The 22,738-nt window shown below is 71.4% G+C and carries 22 protein-coding genes and 1 pseudogene; 1 reads left to right on the top strand and 22 read right to left on the bottom strand.

What is annotated here, in order from left to right; genetic code table 11:
* From HYE82_RS08290 to pyrR, 14 genes and pseudogenes are all read right to left on the bottom strand, one after another.
* Window positions 1–483, bottom strand: a pseudogene (locus HYE82_RS08290) (primosome assembly protein PriA); the annotation flags it as partial.
* A 292-nt stretch (window positions 484–775) separates the two neighbouring features.
* Complete coding sequence (gene metK, locus HYE82_RS08285; RefSeq protein WP_179173299.1) at window positions 776–1,984, bottom strand: methionine adenosyltransferase; 1,209 nt, start codon at window positions 1,982–1,984, stop codon at window positions 776–778.
* Window positions 1,985–2,179: 195 nt separating this feature from the next.
* Entirely contained in the window at window positions 2,180–3,385 is a 1,206-nt protein-coding gene (gene coaBC, locus HYE82_RS08280; RefSeq protein ID WP_179173298.1) for a bifunctional phosphopantothenoylcysteine decarboxylase/phosphopantothenate--cysteine ligase CoaBC, read from the bottom strand.
* A gap of 100 nt (window positions 3,386–3,485) precedes the next feature.
* The gene (gene rpoZ, locus HYE82_RS08275; RefSeq protein WP_004948662.1) at window positions 3,486–3,758 is read right to left on the bottom strand and encodes a DNA-directed RNA polymerase subunit omega; all 273 of its coding nucleotides are present in this window, start codon (window positions 3,756–3,758) and stop codon (window positions 3,486–3,488) included.
* Between the two features lie 82 nt (window positions 3,759–3,840).
* Window positions 3,841–4,404, bottom strand: a complete 564-nt coding sequence (gene gmk / locus HYE82_RS08270; protein WP_179173297.1) for a guanylate kinase — start codon at window positions 4,402–4,404, stop codon at window positions 3,841–3,843.
* Window positions 4,405–4,465: 61 nt separating this feature from the next.
* Window positions 4,466–4,789 carry an integration host factor gene (locus tag HYE82_RS08265; protein WP_008740406.1) on the bottom strand — a complete coding sequence of 108 codons (324 nt, stop codon included), beginning with the start codon at window positions 4,787–4,789 and terminating at the stop codon, window positions 4,466–4,468.
* Between the two features lie 281 nt (window positions 4,790–5,070).
* A complete protein-coding gene (pyrF, locus tag HYE82_RS08260; RefSeq protein WP_179173296.1) occupies window positions 5,071–5,907 on the bottom strand; it encodes an orotidine-5'-phosphate decarboxylase in 837 nt (278 codons plus the stop codon).
* Entirely contained in the window at window positions 5,907–7,016 is a 1,110-nt protein-coding gene (locus HYE82_RS08255) for a quinone-dependent dihydroorotate dehydrogenase (RefSeq protein WP_179173295.1), read from the bottom strand. The genes pyrF and HYE82_RS08255 overlap by 1 nt, the downstream gene beginning before the upstream one ends.
* 85 nt (window positions 7,017–7,101) lie before the next feature.
* Entirely contained in the window at window positions 7,102–10,410 is a 3,309-nt protein-coding gene (gene carB / locus HYE82_RS08250; protein WP_179173294.1) for a carbamoyl-phosphate synthase large subunit, read from the bottom strand.
* Complete coding sequence (gene carA, locus HYE82_RS08245; RefSeq protein ID WP_179173293.1) at window positions 10,403–11,566, bottom strand: glutamine-hydrolyzing carbamoyl-phosphate synthase small subunit; 1,164 nt, start codon at window positions 11,564–11,566, stop codon at window positions 10,403–10,405. The genes carB and carA overlap by 8 nt, the downstream gene beginning before the upstream one ends.
* Complete coding sequence (locus HYE82_RS08240; protein WP_179173292.1) at window positions 11,563–12,144, bottom strand: hypothetical protein; 582 nt, start codon at window positions 12,142–12,144, stop codon at window positions 11,563–11,565. The genes carA and HYE82_RS08240 overlap by 4 nt, the downstream gene beginning before the upstream one ends.
* Window positions 12,141–13,457 carry a dihydroorotase gene (locus HYE82_RS08235; RefSeq protein WP_179173291.1) on the bottom strand — a complete coding sequence of 439 codons (1,317 nt, stop codon included), beginning with the start codon at window positions 13,455–13,457 and terminating at the stop codon, window positions 12,141–12,143. The genes HYE82_RS08240 and HYE82_RS08235 overlap by 4 nt, the downstream gene beginning before the upstream one ends.
* A gap of 2 nt (window positions 13,458–13,459) precedes the next feature.
* Window positions 13,460–14,452 carry an aspartate carbamoyltransferase catalytic subunit gene (locus HYE82_RS08230; RefSeq protein WP_179173290.1) on the bottom strand — a complete coding sequence of 331 codons (993 nt, stop codon included), beginning with the start codon at window positions 14,450–14,452 and terminating at the stop codon, window positions 13,460–13,462.
* A gap of 135 nt (window positions 14,453–14,587) precedes the next feature.
* Window positions 14,588–15,190 carry a bifunctional pyr operon transcriptional regulator/uracil phosphoribosyltransferase PyrR gene (gene pyrR / locus HYE82_RS08225; RefSeq protein ID WP_256987011.1) on the bottom strand — a complete coding sequence of 201 codons (603 nt, stop codon included), beginning with the start codon at window positions 15,188–15,190 and terminating at the stop codon, window positions 14,588–14,590.
* Between the two features lie 248 nt (window positions 15,191–15,438).
* Between pyrR and bldD the strand changes: the two genes are divergently transcribed.
* Window positions 15,439–15,939, top strand: coding sequence for a transcriptional regulator BldD (gene bldD / locus HYE82_RS08220; protein WP_030841550.1), 501 nt, complete (start codon window positions 15,439–15,441; stop codon window positions 15,937–15,939).
* Between the two features lie 185 nt (window positions 15,940–16,124).
* On the opposite strand, the gene nusB is transcribed toward bldD, so the two are convergent.
* From nusB to aroC, 8 genes are all read right to left on the bottom strand, one after another.
* Entirely contained in the window at window positions 16,125–16,556 is a 432-nt protein-coding gene (gene nusB, locus HYE82_RS08215) for a transcription antitermination factor NusB (protein ID WP_179173289.1), read from the bottom strand.
* A gap of 2 nt (window positions 16,557–16,558) precedes the next feature.
* Window positions 16,559–17,125, bottom strand: a complete 567-nt coding sequence (efp, locus tag HYE82_RS08210) for an elongation factor P (protein ID WP_179173288.1) — start codon at window positions 17,123–17,125, stop codon at window positions 16,559–16,561.
* Between the two features lie 59 nt (window positions 17,126–17,184).
* Window positions 17,185–18,294, bottom strand: a complete 1,110-nt coding sequence (locus HYE82_RS08205; protein ID WP_179173287.1) for an aminopeptidase P family protein — start codon at window positions 18,292–18,294, stop codon at window positions 17,185–17,187.
* Window positions 18,295–18,368: 74 nt separating this feature from the next.
* Window positions 18,369–19,178, bottom strand: a complete 810-nt coding sequence (locus HYE82_RS08200; RefSeq protein ID WP_179173286.1) for an AAA family ATPase — start codon at window positions 19,176–19,178, stop codon at window positions 18,369–18,371.
* 80 nt (window positions 19,179–19,258) lie between these two features.
* Window positions 19,259–19,699: a type II 3-dehydroquinate dehydratase gene (gene aroQ, locus HYE82_RS08195; protein WP_179173285.1), complete on the bottom strand. Its 441-nt coding sequence runs from the start codon at window positions 19,697–19,699 to the stop codon at window positions 19,259–19,261.
* Window positions 19,696–20,787 carry a 3-dehydroquinate synthase gene (gene aroB, locus HYE82_RS08190; RefSeq protein ID WP_179173284.1) on the bottom strand — a complete coding sequence of 364 codons (1,092 nt, stop codon included), beginning with the start codon at window positions 20,785–20,787 and terminating at the stop codon, window positions 19,696–19,698. Before aroB ends, aroQ begins: the two co-directional genes overlap by 4 nt.
* The gene (locus tag HYE82_RS08185) at window positions 20,784–21,302 is read right to left on the bottom strand and encodes a shikimate kinase (protein ID WP_179173283.1); all 519 of its coding nucleotides are present in this window, start codon (window positions 21,300–21,302) and stop codon (window positions 20,784–20,786) included. The genes aroB and HYE82_RS08185 overlap by 4 nt, the downstream gene beginning before the upstream one ends.
* A complete protein-coding gene (gene aroC / locus HYE82_RS08180; RefSeq protein WP_179173282.1) occupies window positions 21,299–22,483 on the bottom strand; it encodes a chorismate synthase in 1,185 nt (394 codons plus the stop codon). Before aroC ends, HYE82_RS08185 begins: the two co-directional genes overlap by 4 nt.
* Between the last annotated feature and the right edge of the window lie 255 nt (window positions 22,484–22,738).

Below are 22,738 nucleotides of genomic sequence, written 5' to 3'. Positions count from 1 at the left end.
GGGCAGCGGCTCCGGGGAGGGCTTGGACTCGGCGCGGGCGTTGCGCGGGGGCAGGGCCAGCTGGAGGACGTCGGCGAGGCTGCCGGCGTACCGGTCGGCGATGGCGCGGGCGAGGGCGAGCATGCCCGGGGTGAGCACGGCCTCGGGCGAGACGACGTGGGCCAGGGCGGCCAGCGCCCCGCTGTAGTCGGACTCGGCGCGCCGCTCGACGATGAACCCGTCGATCAGCCGGCCGCCCTCGCGGCGTCCGCCGTGGACGTGGTGGGAGCCGGCGCCGAAGCGGACGCGGACGCGGACGCCGGGCTGCGCGGCCTCGGAGAGCTCCTCGGGGACGGCGTAGTCCCAGAGCTGGTCGAGGTGGAGCACGCCCTTGTTGACGAGGACTCGGGCGATCGGCAGGTCGTGGGCGAGGGCCGCGCCCCGCCAGGTGCGCGGCTTGGCCTTGGGTGCCTTGGCCTTGGCCTCGGCGACCATCTCGCGCATGAGCGCAAGCTGCTCCGGCGGGTCGCCGGGCGCCTTGTGCCCGCCCCCCCGGCCGGAATCGTTCTCGCTGCTCACACCCGCATTCTTACCAAACCCCACCGACAGCGGACGGGGTGCGGGCGGCCTCCCGAGGTGTCGGCCGGCGGCGACGCAACGCGCACGGCCCGCTGGGCAACGCGCACGGCCCGCTGGGCAACGCGCACGGTCCGCTGGGGAACGCGTACGGCCCCGGACCACAGGGGCCGGGGCCGTACGCAGCGCGCTCGGGTGCGCTTGGGTCCTGCGGACCGTCCTACAGACCGGCGGCGGCGCGCAGGGCGTCGACGCGGTCGGTGCGCTCCCAGGTGAAGTCCGGCAGCTCACGGCCGAAGTGGCCGTAGGCGGCGGTCCGGGCGTAGATCGGGCGGAGCAGGTCGAGGTCGCGGATGATCGCGGCCGGGCGGAGGTCGAAGACCTCGCCGATGGCGTCCTCGATCCTGGCCACGTCGACCTTGGCGGTGCCGAAGGTCTCGACGAAGAGGCCGACGGGCTCGGCCTTTCCGATGGCGTACGCGACCTGCACCTCGCAGCGCGAGGCCAGGCCGGCGGCGACCACGTTCTTGGCGACCCAGCGCATCGCGTACGCGGCGGAGCGGTCGACCTTCGACGGGTCCTTGCCGGAGAACGCGCCGCCGCCGTGGCGGGCCATGCCGCCGTACGTGTCGATGATGATCTTGCGGCCGGTCAGGCCGGCGTCGCCCATCGGGCCGCCGATCTCGAAGCGGCCGGTCGGGTTGACCAGCAGGCGGTAGCCGTCGGTGTCCAGCTTGATGCCGTCCTCGACGAGTTCCTTGAGGACGTGCTCGACGACGAACTCGCGGATGTCGGGCGCGAGCAGCGACTCCAGGTCGATGTCGGAGGCGTGCTGCGAGGAGACCACGACCGTGTCGAGGCGGACGGCCTTGTCGCCGTCGTACTCGATGGTGACCTGGGTCTTGCCGTCGGGGCGCAGGTACGGGATGGTCCCGTTCTTGCGGACCTCGGACAGGCGGCGGGAGAGCCGGTGCGCGAGGTGGATCGGGAGGGGCATCAGCTCGGGCGTCTCGTCGCACGCGTAGCCGAACATCAGGCCCTGGTCGCCGGCGCCCTGCTTGTCGAGCTCGTCCTCGTCACCTTCGACGCGCTGCTCGTACGCGGTGTCGACGCCCTGCGCGATGTCCGGGGACTGCGCGCCGATGGACACCGACACGCCGCAGGAGGCGCCGTCGAAGCCCTTCTTCGAGGAGTCGTAGCCGATCTCGAGGATCTTGTCGCGGACGAGCTGCGCGATCGGCGCGTACGCCTTCGTCGTCACCTCGCCGGCGATGTGGACGAGACCGGTGGTGATGAGCGTCTCCACGGCCACACGCGAGGTCGGGTCCTCCGTGAGGAGTGCGTCGAGGATCGTGTCGCTGATCTGGTCAGCGATCTTGTCGGGGTGGCCCTCGGTGACGGACTCCGAGGTGAACAGGCGGCGGGACACATCGCTCCCTGGGGTTGCAGCGGCTGCTGGCTGATCATTTGGCGAAACCTTACCGGGGGCTGCGCCCGGTCACGTTCCGAATGCAGTTTATCGGTCGCCACCGTTCGCCGGACCACCCGTCTCGCCTTCTGGGAGGCGTGTGACCTGCGGCACTCCATTCTGGCTCATGGAATCGGCTTCGAGAAGGGCCTTCCGTCAGGTGAGTCGGGGGGCGACCTGGTCCCAAACGGCGTCCGCCAGGGCCTCCTTGGGACCGTAGGGGACTGCTACCTCTTGACCGTCAGAGGAAAGGATCACCGCTTCGTTCTCCTCGGATCCAAAGGTCTTCGCCTCGCCGACCTCGTTCACGACGAGAAGGTCACACTTCTTGCGGAGGAGCTTGGCGCGCCCGTTCGCCAGAACTTCGTCGGTTTCCGCCGCGAACCCGACGATGACCTGCCCCTTCCGGGCCCGGTCGGCCGAGATCTCGGCGAGGACGTCGGGGTTGCGGACGAGGGCGACGGGGGCGGGATCCTGCCCGTCCTTCTTCTTGATCTTGCCGGAGGCGTACGCGGCCGGCCGGAAATCGGCCACGGCCGCGGCCATCACCACGGCGTCGGCGTCGGCGGCCGCCTTGAGCACGGCCTCCCGCAGTTGCACGGCGGTGCCGACGCGGACGACGTCCACCCCGGCCGGGTCGGCGAGCGCCGTGTTGGCGGCGACGAGGGTCACCCGCGCCCCCCGGGCCACGGCGGTGCGGGCCAGCGCGTAGCCCTGCTTGCCGGAAGAGCGGTTGCCGAGGAAGCGGACCGGGTCGAGGGGCTCGCGGGTGCCGCCGGCGCTGATCACCACGTGGCGCCCGGCCAGGTCGGGCTCGGCCGCCGCCCCGCGGGCCAGGACCCGGACGCAGACCTCGTAGATCTCCTCGGGGTCGGGCAGCCGGCCCTTGCCGGTGTCCTTGCCGGTGAGCCGGCCGACCGCGGGCTCGATCACGACGGCGCCGCGGCGGCGCAGCGTGGACACGTTCTCCTGGGTGGCGGGGTGCTCCCACATCTCGGTGTGCATGGCGGGGGCGAAGACCACCGGGCAGCGGGCGGTGAGCAGGGTGTTCGTGAGGAGGTCGTCGGCCAGGCCGTGGGCGGCCTTGGCCAGCATGTCCGCGGTGGCGGGGGCGACGACGACGAGGTCTGCGGTCTGGCCGATGCGCACGTGCGGCACCTCGTGGACGCTCTCCCAGACCTCCGTTCCCGCCGGGTTTCCGGAGAGGGCGGCCCAGGTGGCCTCGCCGACGAAGTTGAGGGCCGACGCGGTGGGGACCACCCGTACGTCGTGGCCGGACTCGGTCAGCCGGCGCAGCAGCTCGCACGCCTTGTAGGCGGCGATCCCGCCGCTCACCCCGAGCACGACCTTCGGCTTACCCACCACACACGCCCCTTCGGCTGACCGTTGCTACGTACCTATGACACACCACAGGCCCGGCAGATGTGCTGCCGGGCCTGTGGTGCAAGGAATTCTCGGTGCCTTACTGGGCCGGGGCCTCGATGGCCTCGGAGGTCAGCAGACCCGCGTTGATCTCGCGCAGCGCGATCGAAAGCGGCTTCTCGTGGACGTGGGTGTCCACGAGGGGGCCGACGTACTCGAGCAGGCCCTCACCGAGCTGCGAGTAGTACGCGTTGATCTGACGCGCGCGCTTGGCCGCGTAGATCACGAGGCTGTACTTCGAGTCCGTGGCCTCGAGCAGCTCGTCGATCGGCGGGTTGATGATGCCCTCGGGCGCAGTGATGGAAGAGGACACGCTCTACCTTCCGAAGATACGGGTGAAAGATCAGACGTTGGCCGAGCGGGTCATCCGGAGCGGATGGAGCACCGGCCAGCGATCACACAACGTCCATCAAGGCTAGCAGCTCGCGCGCCACGTCCTCGACGGAGGTGTTGACCAGGGTGGTGTCGAACTCGGACTCGGCGGCCAGCTCGACCTTGGCCGTCTCCAGCCGGCGCTCGATGACCTCGGCGGACTCGGTGCCCCGGCCGGTGAGCCGGCGGACCAGTTCCTCCCAGCTCGGCGGGGCCAGGAAGACCAGCCGGGCCTCGGGCATGGACTCGCGCACGAGGCGGGCGCCCTGGAGGTCGATCTCCAGGAGAACGGGCTCGCCGTTCTCCAGTCGCTCGGTCACCGCGCCGCGCGGTGTGCCGTAGCGGTTGCCCGCGAATTCGGCCCACTCCAGCAGCTCGCCGTTGGCGATCAGCTTGTCGAACTCGTCGTCGTTGACGAAGAAGTAGTGGACTCCGTGTCGTTCACCGGGCCGCGGCTTGCGGGTGGTGGCCGACACCGAGAGCCACACCTCGGGGTGGACCTTGCGCATATGCGCGACGACCGTGCTCTTGCCGACACCCGAAGGGCCGGAGAGCACGGTCAGCCGCGGACGAACCTCTGCTGCCATAGAGCGATTATCCAGGTTCTCGGGACTGCCTGAGAACGCCGGAGGAACTCCGGGCAACACGTCAGCCGGCAGGAGTGCCGAACTCACGCTCCAGGGAGGCGATCTGGTTGGAGCCGAGACCTCGGACACGCCGGGACTCGGAGATGCCGAGGCGCTCCATGATCTGCTTGGCGCGGACCTTGCCCACGCCAGGCAGGGACTCCAGCAGGGCGGAGACCTTCATCTTGCCGATGACGTCGTTCTCCTGGCCCGTCTTGATGACCTCTTGGAGCGAGGCGCCGGAGTGCTTGAGTCGATTCTTCACCTCGGCCCGCTCCCGGCGAGCCGCGGCGGCCTTTTCGAGCGCGGCTGCGCGCTGTTCAGGGGTAAGGGGCGGAAGAGCCACGCCTACGTCACCTCGGATGTCGAACTGTCGGATATACGGACCGGTGGGGAGCCCGAGGGCGCCACACCAGGCGAGGGCCCGAACAGCGGTGGAACTCGTTCGCTGCTCGTTCACTCTGGTCGGAGACTAGCGGCCACAACCGCTCCAGTCAGCGAGAACGGACGAAAAGTCCTGGTCAGCCTCCACTGAACCGTACATCACGGACAAACCACCCTGGTTTTGTCCGGTGAAAGACGTTCGATTTTCGTCAGACCGTACGACGCGCACCCCGGTCGGCGCGCTCAGGCGGCGACGGCCACGCGGATCTCGTCGGCGAATCGGGCCGCCGCACGGCGCAGGGCGCCGGCGTCCGGCCCGTGCCGCAGGACCCCGCGCGACACGTTCGGCACGACGTTGCGCACGGCCGTGCCGAAGACCCGCGGCAGGTCGGCTGCCTCGGCGCCCTGCGCGCCGATGCCGGGGGCGAGCAGCGGGCCGTTGATGTCCAGGTCGAAGGAGGACAGGTCGCCCAGGGTCGCGCCGACGACGGCGCCGAAGGACCCCATGGGCGTGGCGCCCGCGTTCTCCTCGGCCAGGTGGGCCAGCATGGTCGCGCCGATGGTGCGGCCGTCCTCGCGGACCGCCCGCTGGACCTCGGCGCCCTCGGGGTTCGAGGTCAGGGCGAGGACGAACAGGCCGGCGCCGGACTCGCGGGCCAGCTCCACGGCAGGGGCCAGCGAGCCGTAGCCGAGGTACGGGGAGACGGTCAGGGCGTCGGAGAACAGCGGCGAGTCCTCGCGGAGGAAGGTCTCGGCGTACGCGGCCATGGTGGAGCCGATGTCGCCCCGCTTGGCGTCCATGACCACGAGCGTGCCGGCCGCCCGGGCGTCGGCCACGGTCTGCTCCAGGACCGCGATGCCGCGCGAGCCGAAGCGCTCGAAGAAGGCCGCCTGGGGCTTGAAGACGGCCACCGTGTCGGCGAGCGCCTCGACCACGGTGCGGGAGAACCGCTCCAGGCCGGCGATGTCGTCGCTCAGCCCCCAGGAGGACAGCAGGGAGGCGTGCGGGTCGATGCCGACGCAGAGCGGCCCGCGCTCGTCCATGGCGGAGCGCAGGCGGGTACCGAAGGAGAGGGGCATCACGAGGCGGCCTTTCGGGTTTCGGCGCCGACGGCCTCGGCGAGGGTGGCGTACGGGCTGGCGGCCAGGCGGGCGGCCAGGCCCTTGTGGATGGCGCGGGCGTAGAACGGGCCCTCGTAGATGAACGCGCTGTACCCCTGGATGAGCGTGGCGCCGGCCAGGATCCGCTGCCAGGCGTCGTCGGCGTTCTCGATGCCCCCGACCCCGACGAGGACCAGGCGGTCGCCCACGCGGGCGTACAGGCGGCGCAGGACTTCCAGGGAGCGCTGCTTGACGGGGGCACCGGACAGGCCGCCGGTCTCCTTGACCAGGGCGGGGTCGGACTTCAGGCCCAGGCCCTCGCGGGCGATGGTGGTGTTGGTGGCGATGATGCCGTCCAGGCCGAGCTCCAGGGCGAGGTCGGCGACCGCGTCCACGTCCTCGTCGGCGAGGTCGGGTGCGATCTTCACCAGGAGGGGGACGCGGCGGTCGGTGACGGTGCGGTCCGCAGCCTCGCGAACGGCCGTGAGGAGGGGGCGCAGGGATTCGGTGGCCTGGAGGTTGCGCAGGCCCGGGGTGTTCGGCGAGGAGACGTTGACGACGAGGTAGTCGGCGTGGCGGGCCAGGCGCTCGGTGGAGGTGACGTAGTCCGCCACGGCCTCTTCCTCGGGCACCACCTTGGTCTTGCCGATGTTGACCCCCACGACGGTCCGGAAGACCGCCTTGCGGGCGGCCAGGCGGGCTGCCACGGCCGCCGAGCCCTCGTTGTTGAAGCCCATCCGGTTGATCAGCGCGCGGTCCGGCACGAGGCGGAACAGCCGCTTCTTGGGGTTGCCGGGCTGTGCCCGGGCGGTGACCGTGCCGATCTCGACGTGGTCGAAGCCGAGCATGGACATGCCGTCGATGGCCACGGCGTTCTTGTCGAAGCCCGCGGCGAGGCCGAAGGGACCGTGCATGCGCAGGCCGAGGGCCTCGGTGCGCAGCTCCTTGTGGCGGGGGGCGAGGGCGGCCGCGGCGAAGGTGCGCAGCACCGGGGTGCGGGCGGCGAGGCGGATCCAGCGGAAGGCCAGGTAGTGGGCTTCCTCGGGGTCCATCCGCTTGAAGACCAGGTTGAAGAACAGCTTGTACATAGTCCGGGAGTTCCCTTGTGCGCTCATGAAGAGGGGGACACCGCCGCGCGTCGCGCTCGTGGTGTCCCCCTGTCCGTACGGGTTGTCAGTCGCGTGCGGCGGTCAGGTGCTCGGCGTGCTCCTGGAGGGAGCGGACGCCGACCTCGCCGTGGCCCAGGGCCTCGATGCCCTGGACGGCCGCGGCGAGTGCCTGGACCGTGGTGAGGCACGGGACGCCGCGGGCGACGGCCGCGGTGCGGATCTCGTAGCCGTCGAGACGGCCGCCGGTGCCGTACGGGGTGTTGACGATCAGGTCGACCTGGCCGTCGTGGATGAGCTGGACGATGGTCTTCTCGCCGCCGGGGCCCTCGCCCTCGCTGAGCTTGCGGACCACGGTGGCGTTGATGCCGTTGCGGCGCAGGACCTCGGCGGTGCCGGAGGTGGCGAGCAGCTCGAAGCCGTGGGCGACGAGCTCGCGGGCCGGGAAGATCATCGAGCGCTTGTCGCGGTTGGCGACGGAGATGAACGCGCGGCCCTTCGTGGGCAGCGGGCCGTAGGCGCCGGCCTGCGACTTGGCGTAGGCCGTGCCGAAGACCGAGTCGATGCCCATGACCTCGCCGGTGGAGCGCATCTCCGGGCCGAGGACGGTGTCCACGCCGCGGCCCTGGATGTCGCGGAAGCGCGACCACGGCATCACGGCCTCCTTGACGGAGATCGGCGCGTCCAGCGGCAGGGTGCCGCCGTCGCCGGTCTTCGGCAGCATGCCCTCGGCGCGCAGCTCGGCGATGGTGGCGCCGAGCGAGATGCGGGCGGCGGCCTTCGCGAGCGGGACCGCGGTGGCCTTCGAGGTGAAGGGCACGGTGCGGGAGGCACGCGGGTTGGCCTCCAGCACGTAGAGGATGTCGCCGGCCATCGCGAACTGGATGTTGATCAGGCCGCGGACGCCGACGCCCTTGGCGATGGCCTCGGTGGAGGCGCGCAGGCGCTTGATGTCGAAGCCGCCGAGGGTGATCGGGGGCAGGGCGCAGGCCGAGTCGCCGGAGTGGATGCCGGCCTCCTCGATGTGCTCCATGACGCCGCCGAGGTAGAGCTCGGTGCCGTCGTAGAGGGCGTCGACGTCGATCTCGATCGCGTCGTCGAGGAAGCGGTCGACCAGCACCGGGCGGGTCGGGGAGATCTCGGTGGACTCGGCGATGTACGACTCCAGGCGCGCCTCGTCGTAGACGATCTCCATGCCGCGGCCGCCGAGCACGTAGGACGGGCGGACGAGGACGGGGTAGCCGATCTCGTCGGCGATCGCCTTCGCTCCCGCGAAGGTGGTGGCCGTGCCGTGCTTGGGGGCGGGCAGGCCGGCCTCGGCGAGGACCCGGCCGAAGGCGCCGCGGTCCTCGGCGGCGTGGATGGCCTCCGGGGAGGTGCCGACCACGGGGACGCCGTTGTCCTTGAGCGCCTGGGCGAGGCCGAGCGGGGTCTGGCCGCCGAGCTGGACGACGACGCCCGCGATGGGGCCGGCGAGGGACTCGGCGTGGACGATCTCCAGCACGTCTTCGAGGGTCAGCGGCTCGAAGTACAGGCGGTCGGAGGTGTCGTAGTCGGTGGAGACGGTCTCCGGGTTGCAGTTGACCATCACGGTCTCGTAGCCGGCGTCGCTCAGGGCGAAGGAGGCGTGGACGCAGGAGTAGTCGAACTCGATGCCCTGGCCGATGCGGTTCGGGCCGGAGCCGAGGATGATCACAGCGGGCTTCTCGCGGGGGGCGACCTCGGACTCCTCGTCGTAGGACGAGTAGAAGTACGGGGTGTTCGCGGCGAACTCGGCGGCGCAGGTGTCGACCGTCTTGTAGACGGGGCGTACGCCGAGGGCGTGGCGCAGCTCGCGGACGACGTCCTCGCGCAGGTCGCGGATCTCGGCGATCTGGGAGTCGGAGAAGCCGTGCCGCTTGGCCTCGGCGAGCAGGGCGGGCTCGAGGCGCTCGGCGGAGGCGAGCTCGTCGGCGATCTCCTTGATCAGGAAGAGCTGGTCGACGAACCACGGGTCGATCTTGGTGGCCGCGAACACCTCCTCCTGGGTGGCGCCGGCGCGGATGGCCTGCATGACGGTGTTGATGCGGCCGTCGGTCGGGCGGACCGCCGCGAGGAGCAGCGCGTCCTTGTCGCCGGGCTCGCCGGTGAAGGTGAACTGCGAGCCCTTCTTCTCCAGGGAGCGCAGGGCCTTCTGCAGGGCCTCGGTGAAGTTGCGGCCGATGGCCATGGCCTCGCCCACCGACTTCATCGTGGTGGTGAGGGTGGCGTCGGCGGCCGGGAACTTCTCGAAGGCGAAGCGGGGGGCCTTGACGACGACGTAGTCGAGGGTCGGCTCGAAGGAGGCCGGGGTCTTCTCGGTGATGTCGTTCGGGATCTCGTCGAGCGTGTAGCCGACGGCCAGCTTGGCGGCGATCTTGGCGATCGGGAAGCCGGTGGCCTTGGAGGCGAGCGCCGAGGACCGGGAGACGCGCGGGTTCATCTCGATGACGATGATGCGGCCGTCTTCGGGGTTGACGGCGAACTGGATGTTGCAGCCGCCGGTGTCGACGCCGACCTCGCGGATGATCGCGATGCCGATGTCGCGCAGCCGCTGGTACTCGCGGTCGGTCAGGGTCATCGCCGGGGCGACGGTGATGGAGTCGCCGGTGTGGACGCCCATCGGGTCGAAGTTCTCGATGGAGCAGACGACCACGACGTTGTCGGCCTTGTCGCGCATCAGCTCCAGCTCGTACTCCTTCCAGCCGAGGATGGACTCCTCCAGGAGCACCTCGGTGGTCGGGGAGAGCGTGAGGCCCTGGCCCGCGATGCGGCGCAGCTCCTCCTCGTCGTGGGCGAAGCCGGAGCCGGCGCCGCCCATGGTGAAGGAGGGGCGGACGACGACGGGGTAGCCGCCGAGGGTGTCCACGCCGGCGAGGACCTCGTCCATGGTGTGGCAGATGACCGAGCGGGCGGACTCGCCGTGGCCGATCTTCCGGCGGACCTCCTCGACGACCTCCTTGAAGAGGTCGCGGTCCTCGCCCTTGTTGATGGCCTCGACGTTGGCGCCGATGAGCTCGACGTTGTACTTCTCCAGCACGCCCTGCTCGTGCATGGAGATGGCGGTGTTCAGGGCCGTCTGGCCGCCGAGGGTGGGCAGGAGGGCGTCGGGGCGCTCCTTGGCGATGATCTTCTCGACGAACTCGGGGGTGATCGGTTCGACGTAGGTGGCGTCGGCGATCTCCGGGTCGGTCATGATCGTCGCGGGGTTGGAGTTGACCAGGATGACCCGCAGGCCCTCGGCCTTGAGGATGCGGCAGGCCTGGGTCCCGGAGTAGTCGAACTCGGCGGCCTGGCCGATGACGATCGGGCCGGAGCCGATGACCAGGACGGACTGGATATCGGTGCGCTTAGGCACGCTCGGCCTCCATCAGGGCGGTGCTCATCAAAGACGTGAAGCGGTCGAAGAGGTACGCGGCGTCGTGCGGGCCCGCGGCGGCCTCGGGGTGGTACTGGACGCTGAAGGCCGGCTGGTCGAGCAGCTGGAGGCCCTCCACCACGTTGTCGTTGAGGCAGACGTGGGAGACCTCGGCGCGGCCGTAGGGCGTCTCGGAGACCTTGTCGAGGGGCGCGTCGACGGCGAAGCCGTGGTTGTGCGCGGTGACCTCGACCTTGCCGGTGGTCCGGTCCTGGACCGGCTGGTTGATGCCGCGGTGGCCGTACTTCAGCTTGTAGGTGCCGAAGCCGAGGGCGCGGCCGAGGATCTGGTTGCCGAAGCAGATGCCGAAGAGCGGCGTCTTGCGCTCCAGGACGCCCTGCATGACGGAGACGGCGTGGTCGGCGGTGGCCGGGTCGCCGGGGCCGTTGGAGAAGAACACGCCGTCCGGCTGCACCGCGTAGATGTCCTCGACGGTGGCGGCGGCGGGCAGGACGTGCACCTCGATGCCGCGCTCGGCCATGCGGTGCGGGGTCATGCCCTTGATGCCGAGGTCGACGGCGGCGACGGTGAACTTCTTCTCGCCGATCGCGGGGACGACGTACGGCTCCTTGGTGGCGACCTCGGCGGAGAGGTTGGCACCCTTCATCTGGGGGGATTCCTGGACGCGGGCCAGCAGGGCCTCGTCGCGGACGCCCTCGAAGGCCTCGCCCGAGAAGATGCCGACGCGCATGGCGCCGCGCTCGCGCAGGTGGCGGGTCAGGGCTCGGGTGTCGATGCCGCTGATGCCGACGACGCCCTGGGCGGCGAGCTCCTCGTCGAGGGAGCGCCGGGAGCGCCAGTTGGAGGGGATGCGGGCGGGGTCGCGGACGACGTAGCCGGAGACCCAGATGCGGGCCGACTCGGGGTCCTCGTCGTTGACGCCGGTGTTGCCGACGTGCGGGGCGGTCATCACGACGACCTGCCGGTGGTACGACGGGTCGGTGAGGGTCTCCTGGTAGCCGGTCATGCCGGTGGAGAACACGGCCTCGCCGAAGGTCTCCCCCACTGCGCCGTAGGCGCGGCCGCGGAAGATGCGGCCGTCCTCCAGGACGAGTACGGCGGGAGCTTTGGCTGCTCCCCTGGTGGAGGTCGTCATCGTTCGGCGCCTTCCGTCGTGGTGGATGTGTTCATGTGGTTGACGGCTTCGACCCAGGCGGCGTGTTCGGCCGCCCGGTCGGAGCGGAATCCGGAGTCGATCAGCGTGTCGCCGTGCGCCCAGGTGACGACGAGCAGACCGCCCTCGGTGAGTACCTTGCCCGCGATCCCCTTGTCGAGGCGGGCGCCGCGCAGCTGCGCGGCCGGTACGAAGAAGTCGGTGGCACCCGGACGGACCACTTCGAGGCCCTCGTCCGTGAGCGTGAGTTCGACGCGGCTGCGCACGCCCAGACCGTGGGCGACGATCCGGTCGAGCCACTGCCCGGCGGTGGTGGACCCGTGGTACCGGCCGGTGAGGACCAGCCGGTGCTCGGGGAGTCCGCCGGGGGCGGCGGGCAGTTCCGGCAGGTTGCCCTGCAGGGCGCCGCGCCATTTCCAGCCCTGCCGCATCAGCCAGTACACGAAGGCGATGAAGAGGAGCAGACCGATCACCCACGCGATGCGGGCGCCCCAGTCCGTCACCTCCGCCGACTTCTGTTCGGCAGCCCCTGCGGCCAGTCGGATTGCTCCAGGTGTCACGCCAGTTTCCCGTCCACGACCGTTGTACGGCCCCGCAGGAAGGTGTGAGTGACGCGTCCCGGAAGCTCGCGGCCCTCGTAGGGCGTGTTGCGGCTGCGGGAGGCGAAGTGTGCGGGGTCCACGACACCACGGTACGAGGTGTCGACGAGCACGAGGTTCGCGGGTTCACCTGCCGAGACGGGGCGCCCGTGGTGTGAGAGGCCGCCGATGCGGGCCGGGGCGAAGGACATGCGCTCGGCGACGCCGGCCCAGTCGAGGAGGCCGGTCTCGACCATGGTCTGCTGGACGACGGAGAGGGCGGTCTCCAGGCCGACCATGCCCATGGCGGCCGCGGCCCACTCGCAGTCCTTGTCCTCGTGCGGGTGCGGGGCGTGGTCGGTGGCGACGATGTCGATCGTGCCGTCGGCGAGGGCCTCGCGCAGGGCCATGACGTCGCGCTCGGTGCGCAGCGGCGGGTTGACCTTGTAGACGGGGTTGTAGGAGCGGACCAGCTCGTCGGTGAGGAGGAGGTGGTGCGGGGTGACCTCGGCGGTGACGTCGATGCCGCGGGACTTGGCCCAGCGGACGATCTCGACGCTGCCGGCGGTGGAGAGGTGGCAGATGTGGACGCGGGAGCCGACGTGCTCGGCGAGGAGGACGTCGCGGGCGATGATCGACTCCTCGGCGACGGCGGGCCAGCCGCCCAGGCCCAGCTCGGCGGAGACGATGCCCTCGTTCATCTGGGCGCCCTCGGTCAGGCGGGGCTCCTGGGCGTGCTGGGCGATGACGCCGCCGAAGGCCTTCACGTACTCCAGGGCGCGGCGCATGATCACGGCGTCGTCGACGCACTTGCCGTCGTCGGAGAAGACGGTGACCTTGGCGGCGGACTCGTGCATGGCGCCGAGCTCGGAGAGCTTCTTGCCCTCCAGGCCGACGGTGACGGCGCCGATCGGCTGGACGTCGCAGTAGCCGGCCTCCTGGCCGAGCCGGTAGACCTGCTCGACGACGCCGGCGGTGTCGGCGACGGGGAAGGTGTTCGCCATGGCGAAGACGGCGGTGTAGCCGCCGGACGCGGCGGCGCGGGTGCCGGTGAGGACGGTCTCGGAGTCCTCGCGGCCGGGCTCGCGCAGGTGCGTGTGGAGGTCGACGAGGCCGGGGAGGAGGACCTGGCCGGCGGCCTCGATGACGGTGTCGACGCCGTCGGCGGAGAGTCCGGTACCACTCCGGTCGATTTCGCCCTGCCGGGCGGTGGCGGCGATGGTCTCGCCGTCGATCAGGACGTCCTGCGCCTCGCCGCCGAGGACCTTCGCACCGCGGATCAGGATCTTGGTCATGGTTACTTGGTCTCCTCGGCAGTGCGGGCGGCGGTGGTGGTGGTGACGGCGGGCTCGGAGCCGCCGAGCAGCAGGTACAGGACGGCCATGCGGATGGACACGCCGTTGGCGACCTGCTCGACGACCGTGCAGCGGTCGGAGTCGGCGACCTCGGCGGTGATCTCCATGCCGCGGACCATGGGGCCGGGGTGCATGACGACGGCGTGCTCGGGCATCTTCGCCATCCGGGTGGCGTCGAGCCCGTAGCGGCGGGAGTACTCGCGCTCGGTGGGGAAGAACGCGGCGTTCATGCGTTCGCGCTGCACACGCAGCATCATGACGGCGTCGGACTTCGGCAGCACCTCGTCGAGGCTGTACGACACCTCGCAGGGCCAGGTGCCGACGCCGACGGGGAGCAGGGTGGGCGGGGCCACGAGGGTGACCTCGGCGCCGAGCGTGTGCAGCAGGTCGACGTTGGAGCGGGCGACGCGGCTGTGCAGGACGTCGCCGACGATGGTGATCCGGCGGCCGTCGAGGCCCTTGCCGAGGCCCGCGTCCCGGCCGACGAGGCGGCGGCGCATGGTGAAGGCGTCCAGCAGGGCCTGTGTGGGGTGCTGGTGGGTGCCGTCGCCGGCGTTGATGACGGGGGCGTCGATCCAGCCGGAGGTGGCGAGCCGGTAGGGGGCGCCGGAGGCGTGGTGGCGGATGACGACGGCGTCGACGCCCATGGCCTCCAGGGTCTGGGCGGTGTCCTTGAGGGATTCGCCCTTGGAGACCGAGGAGCCCTTGGCCGCGAAGTTGATGACGTCGGCGGAGAGCCGCTTCTCGGCGGCCTCGAAGGAGATCCGGGTGCGGGTGGAGTCCTCGAAGAAGAGGTTGCAGATCGTGCGGCCTCGGAGGGTGGGCAGCTTCTTTATCGGCCGGTCGGCGACCCGGGCCATCTCCTCGGCTGTGTCGAGGATCAGGACGGCGTCGTCGCGCGTGAGGTCGGCGGCCGAGATGAGGTGGCGCATCATCTGGGTGCTCCGTAAGTCGGGGGAGGTCAGAGCGGCGGGGCTGGCTCGCCGGCGTGCGGGCAGGGCAGGCCGGCGCGCGGGCCCCGGGAGCGGGGCCCTTCACTCGTACGGGCGTACGGGGGTCCGTGGGTACGGCTACGGCTGCTGCGCGACCGCCGGGGCGGTCTGCTGGCCGAGCAGTACGGCGTCACGGCCGTCCTCCTCCTGGAGCTGGACCTTGACGGTCTCCCGCAGTGAGGTGGGCAGGTTCTTGCCGACGTAGTCGGCGCGGATCGGCAGTTCCCGGTGGCCGCGGTCGACGAGGACCGCGAGCTGCACGGCGCGGGGGCGGCCGAGGTCGCCGAGGGCGTCGAGGGCGGCCCGGATGGTGCGGCCGGAGAAGAGGACGTCGTCGACGAGGACGACGAGGCGGCCGTCGATGTCGTCGCCCGGGATCTCGGTGCGACCGATGGCGCGGGCCGGCTTCATCCGCAGGTCGTCGCGGTACATCGTGATGTCGAGGGACCCGACCGGGATCTTCGATCCGGTGATCTCTTCGAGCTTGGCGGCCAGCCGGCGGGCGAGGGACACGCCGCGGGTGGGGATGCCGAGGAGCACCACGTCGTCGGCGCCCTTGGCGCGTTCGACGATCTCGTGGGCGATGCGGGTCAGCACCCGCGCGATGTCCTGTGCCTCGAGCACGGGGCGCATCGCATCGGCGCCAGCGCCAATGGCGTTCTGGGCAGCCTGAGCGTCCATGGAAAGGACCTCCTTCTCCGCCTCACGGGACGGACCTTAAAGGACGTCTGTACAACGCCGTCCACGGTACCAGGGGGATTCGGTGGAGCCGAACCGGGGCGGCGCCGCGCCGCTCTTGCGTGGGCGAGCGACGGCATTCGGCTTGACGCATCCAAGTCACGCTGCGTAACCTCACAGTGAGTTACCAGCCGCGCGGCGGAGCCGCATGGTCTCCATGTAGTCACAGCGTCACAGCGTCCGGGAGCGTTATGTCCAGCGAATACGCCAAACAGCTCGGGGCCAAGCTCCGCGCCATCCGCACCCAGCAGGGCCTCTCCCTCCACGGTGTCGAGGAGAAGTCGCAGGGCCGGTGGAAGGCCGTGGTGGTCGGTTCGTACGAGCGCGGGGACCGCGCCGTGACCGTCCAGCGCCTCGCCGAGCTGGCGGACTTCTACGGGGTGCCGGTGCAGGAGCTTCTGCCGGGCACCACCCCCGGCGGGGCGGCCGAGCCGCCGCCGAAGCTGCGTCTCGACCTGGAGCGCCTGGCGGGCGTGCCCGCCGAGAAGGCCGGTCCGCTCCAGCGCTACGCTGCGACCATCCAGAGCCAGCGCGGCGACTACAACGGCAAGGTGCTGTCGATCCGCCAGGACGACCTGCGCACCCTCGCGGTCATCTACGACCAGTCGCCCTCGGTCCTGACCGAGCAGCTGATCAGCTGGGGCGTCCTGGACGCGGACGCGCGTCGCGCCGTGGCGCACGAAGACGCCTGATCCGGCCCCGGACCAGCAGAAACGTTACCGGTGTGGGCCGGGAGCCTGAAGGGGCTCCCGGCCCACACCGGTTTCTCGTACGGGTGCCTTCCGGGTCGGCGGCCGAGCGCCCGCGGACGGACACAGGGGCCCGCTGCGCGGCTGCGCTGCGGGCCCTTGTGTCGTGCCGGGCGGCTTCCCGGGGGCTACTCGCCCCGGCGCAGGCTCGGCTTCAGGTCCTTGAAGCGTGCCAGGAGGCCGTTGACGAACGAGGGCGACTCGTCCGTGGAGAACTCCTTGGCCAGCTGCACGGCCTCGTCGATCGCCACGGCGTCCGGGGTTTCGTCCACCCAGATCAGCTCGTACGCACCGAGCCGCAGGATGTTCCGGTCGGCGACCGGCATGCGGTCGAGATCCCAGTCCACGGCGTAGGTGACGATCAGGTCGTCGATGCGCTTCACCTTGTCGGCGTAGCCCTCGACGAGATCCATCGTGAAGGCGTTGACCGGCGGCTGCCGGTCGTCCGACCGCGCGTGGCGGACCCAGTCCGCGAGGACCTCGCGCACGGGCACCCCGCGCTGGTCGGCCTCGAAGAGGATCTGGAAGGCGCGCTTGCGCGCGTTGCTGCGGGCAGCCACGGTTAGCTGCTCACCCGGCCGAGGTAGTCGCTGGTGCGGGTGTCGACCTTGACCTTCTCGCCGGTGGTGACGAAGAGGGGGACCTGGATCTCGTGGCCGGTCTCCAGGGTGGCCGGCTTGGTGCCGCCGGTGGAGCGGTCGCCCTGGACGCCCGGGTCGGTGTGCTGGATGGTCAGCTCGACGGCGGCCGGGAGCTCGACGTAGAGCACCGATCCCTCGTGCTGGGCCACGGAGGCGGTGAAGCCCTCGATGAGGAAGTTGGCGGCGTCGCCGACGGCCTTGCGGTCGACGTGCAGCTGGTCGTAGGTCTGCATGTCCATGAAGACGAAGTAGTCGCCGTCCATGTACGAGAACTGCATGTCGCGTCGGTCGATGGTGGCCGTCTCGACCTTCACGCCCGCGTTGAAGGTCTTGTCGACGACCTTGCCGGACAGCACGTTCTTGAGCTTGGTGCGCACGAAGGCCGGGCCCTTGCCGGGCTTGACGTGCTGGAACTCGACGACGGACCAGAGCTGGTCACCGTCGAGCTTGAGCACCATGCCGTTCTTGAGGTCGTTCGTGGAAGCCACGGTTGCGGAATCTCCTGCACTGGAAGACCAGGGGTGCGCGCCCAGCCCGGCACACCGGACTACAGTGCGAGCAGCTCCTTGGTCGTAATGGTGAGTAGCTCGGGACCGCCGTCCGCCTCGGGGCGCACGACGAGCGTGTCATCGATCCGGACCCCGCCCCGGCCCGGGAGGTGGACCCCCGGTTCGACGGTGACCGGCACGCAAGCGTCCAGTTTACCCATTGCCGTAGGTGCAAGCTGCGGGTCCTCGTCGATTTCGAGGCCGACACCGTGTCCGGTCGACGGAGCGAGGGCCTCCCCGTGGCCGGCCGAGTCCAGCACGGATCGGGCCGCGCGGTCCACGTCGCGGCAGGCGGCGCCCGGCAGCAGGGCCTCCCGTCCCGCCCGCTGGGCCGCGAAGACGAGGTCGTACAGCTCGATCTGCCAGTCGGCCGGGCTGGTGCCGATCACGAAGGTTCGGCCGATCTCGCACCGGTATCCGCGGTAGTTCGCTCCGAGGCAGACGGAGAGGAAGTCGCCCTCCTCGACCCGCCGGTCGGAGGGACGGTGCCGGGAGCGCCCGGAATGGGGACCGGTGCCGACGGAGGTCGGGAAGGCCGGGCCGTCGGCCCCGTGGTCGACGAGCCGGCGTTCCAGCTCCAGGGCGAGGTGGCGTTCGGTACGGCCGACGAGGATCGACTCCAGCAGTTCGCCCAGCGCCTGGTCGGCGATCTCGGCGGCGATCCGCAGGCAGGCGATCTCCTCCTCGTCCTTGACCAGGCGCTGCTGTTCCACAGCGGCGCCGAGGTCGCTGAGCCGCAGCCGGGGCGCGACGGATTCGAGGGCGCGGTACCGGGCGACGGTGAGGTGGTGCTCCTCGACCGCGAGGGTTTCGGCCCTGGCCGATCCGGCCAGGTCGGCGGCGGCGACCGCGGCGTCGGCGCCCCGGGTGGGCAGCACGCTGACGGCGAGCCGGTCGTCGAGGCGGCCCTCGTCGACCTCCCCGGTCGGGGGCCCGACAGTGAACAGGGTGTCCTCGGCACCCGGTCCGACGAGGAGGACGGCGTCGCGCGGGGAGCCCCCGGCGAGGTAGCGGACGTTCGCCGGACGCGTGATCAGTGCGGCGGCGTTTCCGGCGGCGGCACAGCGGTCGCGAAGCAGGCCACGGCGGGCCGCGTACACGTCTGACATGTCTTCGAGACTACGAGCGCCCGGCGTGTCCGGCCCGGTGAGCGCCTCCGTACGGGGCCTGCTTCCAGCGGAGCTCAGAAGGCGGAGGCGGTGATCGCGCGGGCCAGGGCCTCGTCCAGGGCCCGGGCGGTGCCCTCCACGTCCAGGTCCGAGTTGTCGATGATCGGCAGGCCGGAGCCGTACCAGCCGGCCATCCGGCCGTGGATCCGGGCGACCTCCTCGTCCGAGAGGCGGCGGTTGCCGGAGCGCTGGGCGTTGCGCTCCAGGACGATCTCCAGGCCGGGCAGCAGCACCACGGGCAGGAGGGTGGGGCCGACGTGGCGCTTCCAGCCGCCGAGGCCCACGACGGGGCGGTCGGGGAAGACGGCGTCGTCGAGGATGCAGGAGATCCCGTTGGCCAGGAAGTTGCGGGCGGCGAAACCGCAGGTGCGGCGGGCCAGCCGGTACTGGGCCTCGGACTGGTCGTTCCAGCCGGCCTGGGGGTCGGCGAAGCCCGAGCAGACCCATTCGCGGACGTCGTCGAGGCTGATGTGCGCGGTCGGCACGGGCCGCGAGTTCGCCCAGTGCCGGGCGACCGTGGTCTTGCCGGCGCCCGCCGGCCCGATGAGCAGCACGGCCAGCATCGCCGTGCCCGTGCCCGTGCTCGTGCCCGTGCCGCCGCCGGTGCCGGGGCCGGCTGCGGGCCCCGGCACCGCGACGACGGGCGGCAGCGGGATGTGCCCGGTGGCCTCCGGCCCGGGCGGCGGCAGGTGCGGCGGCACCTGCGGTTGCGGGGGCGGAGGCCAGCCCTGTGCGGGCGGTATCGGCGGCTGCGGTGGCACCGCCGGCTGGTGTCCCGGCGGGCCCCAGCCGCCGCTGCCGGCCGCCCCCCATCCCTGGTGCATCCGCTGCCACTCCGTCTCGTTCCACCGACTGATGCGAGAACGTTATATGACTGCCGGGGCGGTGCCGCCCACCAGCACCGTCAGCGGTCGACCTCGTCCGCCAGGGCGCGCAGCGCCAGCCGGTACGAGCCGATCCCGAAGCCCGCCACCGTGCCCGTCGCCACCGAGGCGATGACGGAGGTGTGCCGGAACTCCTCCCGCGCGTACGGGTTCGAGATGTGCACCTCGATCAGGGGGGCGGTGCGCTGCGCGGCCGCGTCCCTCATCCCGTACGAGTAGTGCGTGAACGCACCGGGGTTGATGACCACCGGGACCTTCCCGTCGGCCGCCTCGTGGAGCCAGCGGATGATCTCGCCCTCGTCGTTGGTCTCGCGGACCTCGACGTCGAAGCCGAGCTCCGCGCCCAACTCCCGGCAGGTCTCGACGAGCCCGGCGTACGAAGTGGCCCCGTACACGTCGGGTTCGCGGGAGCCGAGCCTGCCGAGGTTGGGGCCGTTCAGCACCAGCACCTTGCGGCTCATGCGGACACCTCGCCGTACGCGGCGATCAGGTGCGCCGGGTCGGGTCCCTCCAGGACGGTCGGCTTGGCCAGACCGTCGAGGACGATGAAGCGCAGCAGGTTGCCGCGGGACTTCTTGTCGACCTGCATGGTCTGGAGCAGCTTGGGCCACTGGTCGCCGCGGTAGGTCAGCGGCAGGCCGACGGAGGCCAGGATCTCCTTGTGCCGGTCGGCGGTCGCGTCGTCGAGTCGGCCCGCGAGCCGGCCGAGCTCGGCGGCGAACACCATGCCGACCGAAACGGCCGCGCCGTGCCGCCACTTGTAGCGCTCGTTCTTCTCGATGGCGTGCGCGAGGGTGTGGCCGTAGTTGAGGATCTCCCGCAGGCCCGATTCCTTCAGGTCGCCGGAGACGACGTCCGCCTTGACCCGGATGGAGCGGACGATGAGTTCCGCGGTGTGCGGGCCGTCCGGGGTGCGGGCGGCGGCCGGGTCGGCCTCGATCAGGTCGAGGATGGCGGGGTCGGCGATGAAGCCGGCCTTGATGATCTCGGCGAGGCCGCTGACGTAGTCGTTGACCGGCAGCGACTCCAGCGCGGCGAGGTCGCACAGCACGCCGGCGGGCGGGTGGAAGGCGCCCACGAGGTTCTTGCCCTCGGCCGTGTTGATGCCCGTCTTGCCGCCGACGGCCGCGTCCACCATCGCCAGGACGGTGGTCGGCACGGCGATCCAGCGCACCCCGCGCAGCCAGGTCGCCGCGACGAAGCCCGCCAGGTCGGTGGTGGCACCGCCGCCGACGCCGACGATGACGTCGGTGCGGGTGAAGCCGGACTGGCCGAGCGCCTTCCAGCAGTACGCGGCCACCTCGGCCGTCTTGGCCTCCTCGGCGTTCGGCACCTGGATGGCGATCGCCTCGTAGCCCTGGTCGGCGAGGTCGTCGCGCAGGGCCTCGCCGGTCGAGGCCAGCGCCTCGGGGTGGATCACGGCGATCCGCTGGGCCTTGGTGCCGATGAGGCCGCCGAGCTCGCCGAGCAGCTGCCGGCCGACCAGCACGTCGTACGGCTCGTGTCCGGCGCTGCCGCCGACGTGGATCCGCGTCACCTGGTCTGTCATACGTCCTTCAACTCCAGAGCGTCGAGGACCGCCTGGGCGACCTCTTCGGGGGTGCGGTCGTCGGTGGGCACCTCGACGCGCGCTACTTCGGTGTACAGGGGGCGGCGTGCCTCCATCAGCTCGCGCCACTGGCGGCGCGGGTTGACGGCGAGCAGCGGGCGGGCGGCGCCCAGGCCGACGCGCCGGACGGCTGCCTCGACGTCCATCGAGAGGTAGGCGACCGGCAGGCCGGCCAGCACCTCGCGGGTGCCCGCGTCGAGGACGGCGCCGCCGCCGAGGGCGAGGACTCCGGTGTGCTCGGCGACGGCGGCGGCGACCGCCTGCCGTTCCAGCTCACGGAAGTACGGCTCGCCCTCGTCGACGAAGATGTCCGAGATCGGGCGGCCCTGGGCCGCGACGATGTCGGCGTCCGTGTCCCGGTAGGGGACGCCGAGCCGCCGGGCCAGCAGCTCCCCCACCGTGGACTTGCCGGATCCCATGGGGCCGACGAGGACGACCAGGGGGCCGCCGGTCACCGGATGTGCAGGTTGTCGAGGTACGACTGCACGTTGCGGCGGGTCTCGGCCACCGAGTCACCGCCGAACTTCTCCACCACGGCGTCGGCGAGGACCAGGGCGACCATGGCCTCGGCGACGATGCCGGCGGCGGGGACGGCGCAGACGTCGGAGCGCTGGTGGTGCGCGGCCGCGGCCTCGCCGGTGGCCACGTCGACGGTGGCCAGGGCGCGCGGGACGGTCGCGATGGGCTTCATCGCGGCGCGCACGCGCAGCAGTTCGCCGGTGGTCAGGCCGCCCTCGGTCCCGCCGGAGCGGCCGGTGGTGCGCTTGATGCCCTCGGGGGTGGCGACGATCTCGTCGTGGGCCTTCGAGCCGGGGACGCGGGCGAGTTCGAAGCCGTCGCCGACCTCGACGCCCTTGATGGCCTGGATGCCCATCAGCGCCGCCGCGAGGCGGGCGTCCAGGCGGCGGTCCCAGTGCACGTGCGAGCCCAGGCCGACGGGGACGCCGTAGGCGAGGACCTCGACGACGCCGCCGAGCGTGTCGCCGTCCTTGTGGGCCTGGTCGATCTCGGCGACCATCGCCTTCGACGCGTCCTCGTCGAGGCAGCGCACCGGGTCGGCATCGAGCTTCTCGACGTCCGCCGGGGTCGGGTACACGCCGTACGGGGCCTTCGCGGAGGCGAGTTCGACCACGTGCGAGACGATCTCGATGCCGGCGGCCTCCTTCAGGAAGGAGCGGGCGACGGCGCCGAGGGCGACACGGGCGGCGGTCTCACGGGCGCTGGCGCGCTCCAGGATCGGCCGGGCCTCGTCGAACCCGTACTTCTGCATGCCGGCCAGGTCGGCGTGGCCCGGGCGCGGCCGGGTCAGCGGCGCGTTGCGGCCGGTCTCCTTCAGCTCCGAGGGGTCCACGGGGTCGGCCGACATGACCTTCTCCCACTTCGGCCACTCGGTGTTCCCGACCATCACCGCGACCGGCGAGCCCAGCGACAGTCCGTGCCGGACACCGCCGAGGAACGTCACCTCGTCCTGCTCGAACTTCATCCGCGCACCGCGCCCGTACCCGAGCCGGCGCCGCGCCAGGTGGTCGGCCACCAGCTCCGTGGTCACCGGAACGCCGGCGGGAAGCCCCTCCAGCGTCGCCACCAGCGCCGGACCGTGCGATTCCCCAGCGGTCAGCCAACGCAACCTGCTCAACGATGCTCCTCATGCTCGCGCCTGGTACAGCGGCGGCGCGGTCCTGGGGGCACCTCCCAGTGGCTGCTGGGGGCGCGCGGCCCGGACCCGCCATACCCGATCCTCCCACGTCCGGGCCGGTGCGCCGGTCCCGGTCCAGCTGGCGGGACGGCGGTGCACCCGACCCACCCTGACCGGTGCCCCCAAGCCCGGGCAAGATCGACCGGTGGAGTGCATCAGGTGTCGGATGCGCGGCGGTGCCGGATCCGTCGGGTG

Origin of the sequence: Streptomyces sp. BR123, assembly GCF_013401435.1 — a bacterium.
Lineage (GTDB): Bacteria > Actinomycetota > Actinomycetes > Streptomycetales > Streptomycetaceae > Streptomyces.
The sequence above is the reverse complement of the archived record's forward strand: the minus strand, read 5'-3'. Positions and strand labels throughout refer to the sequence as shown.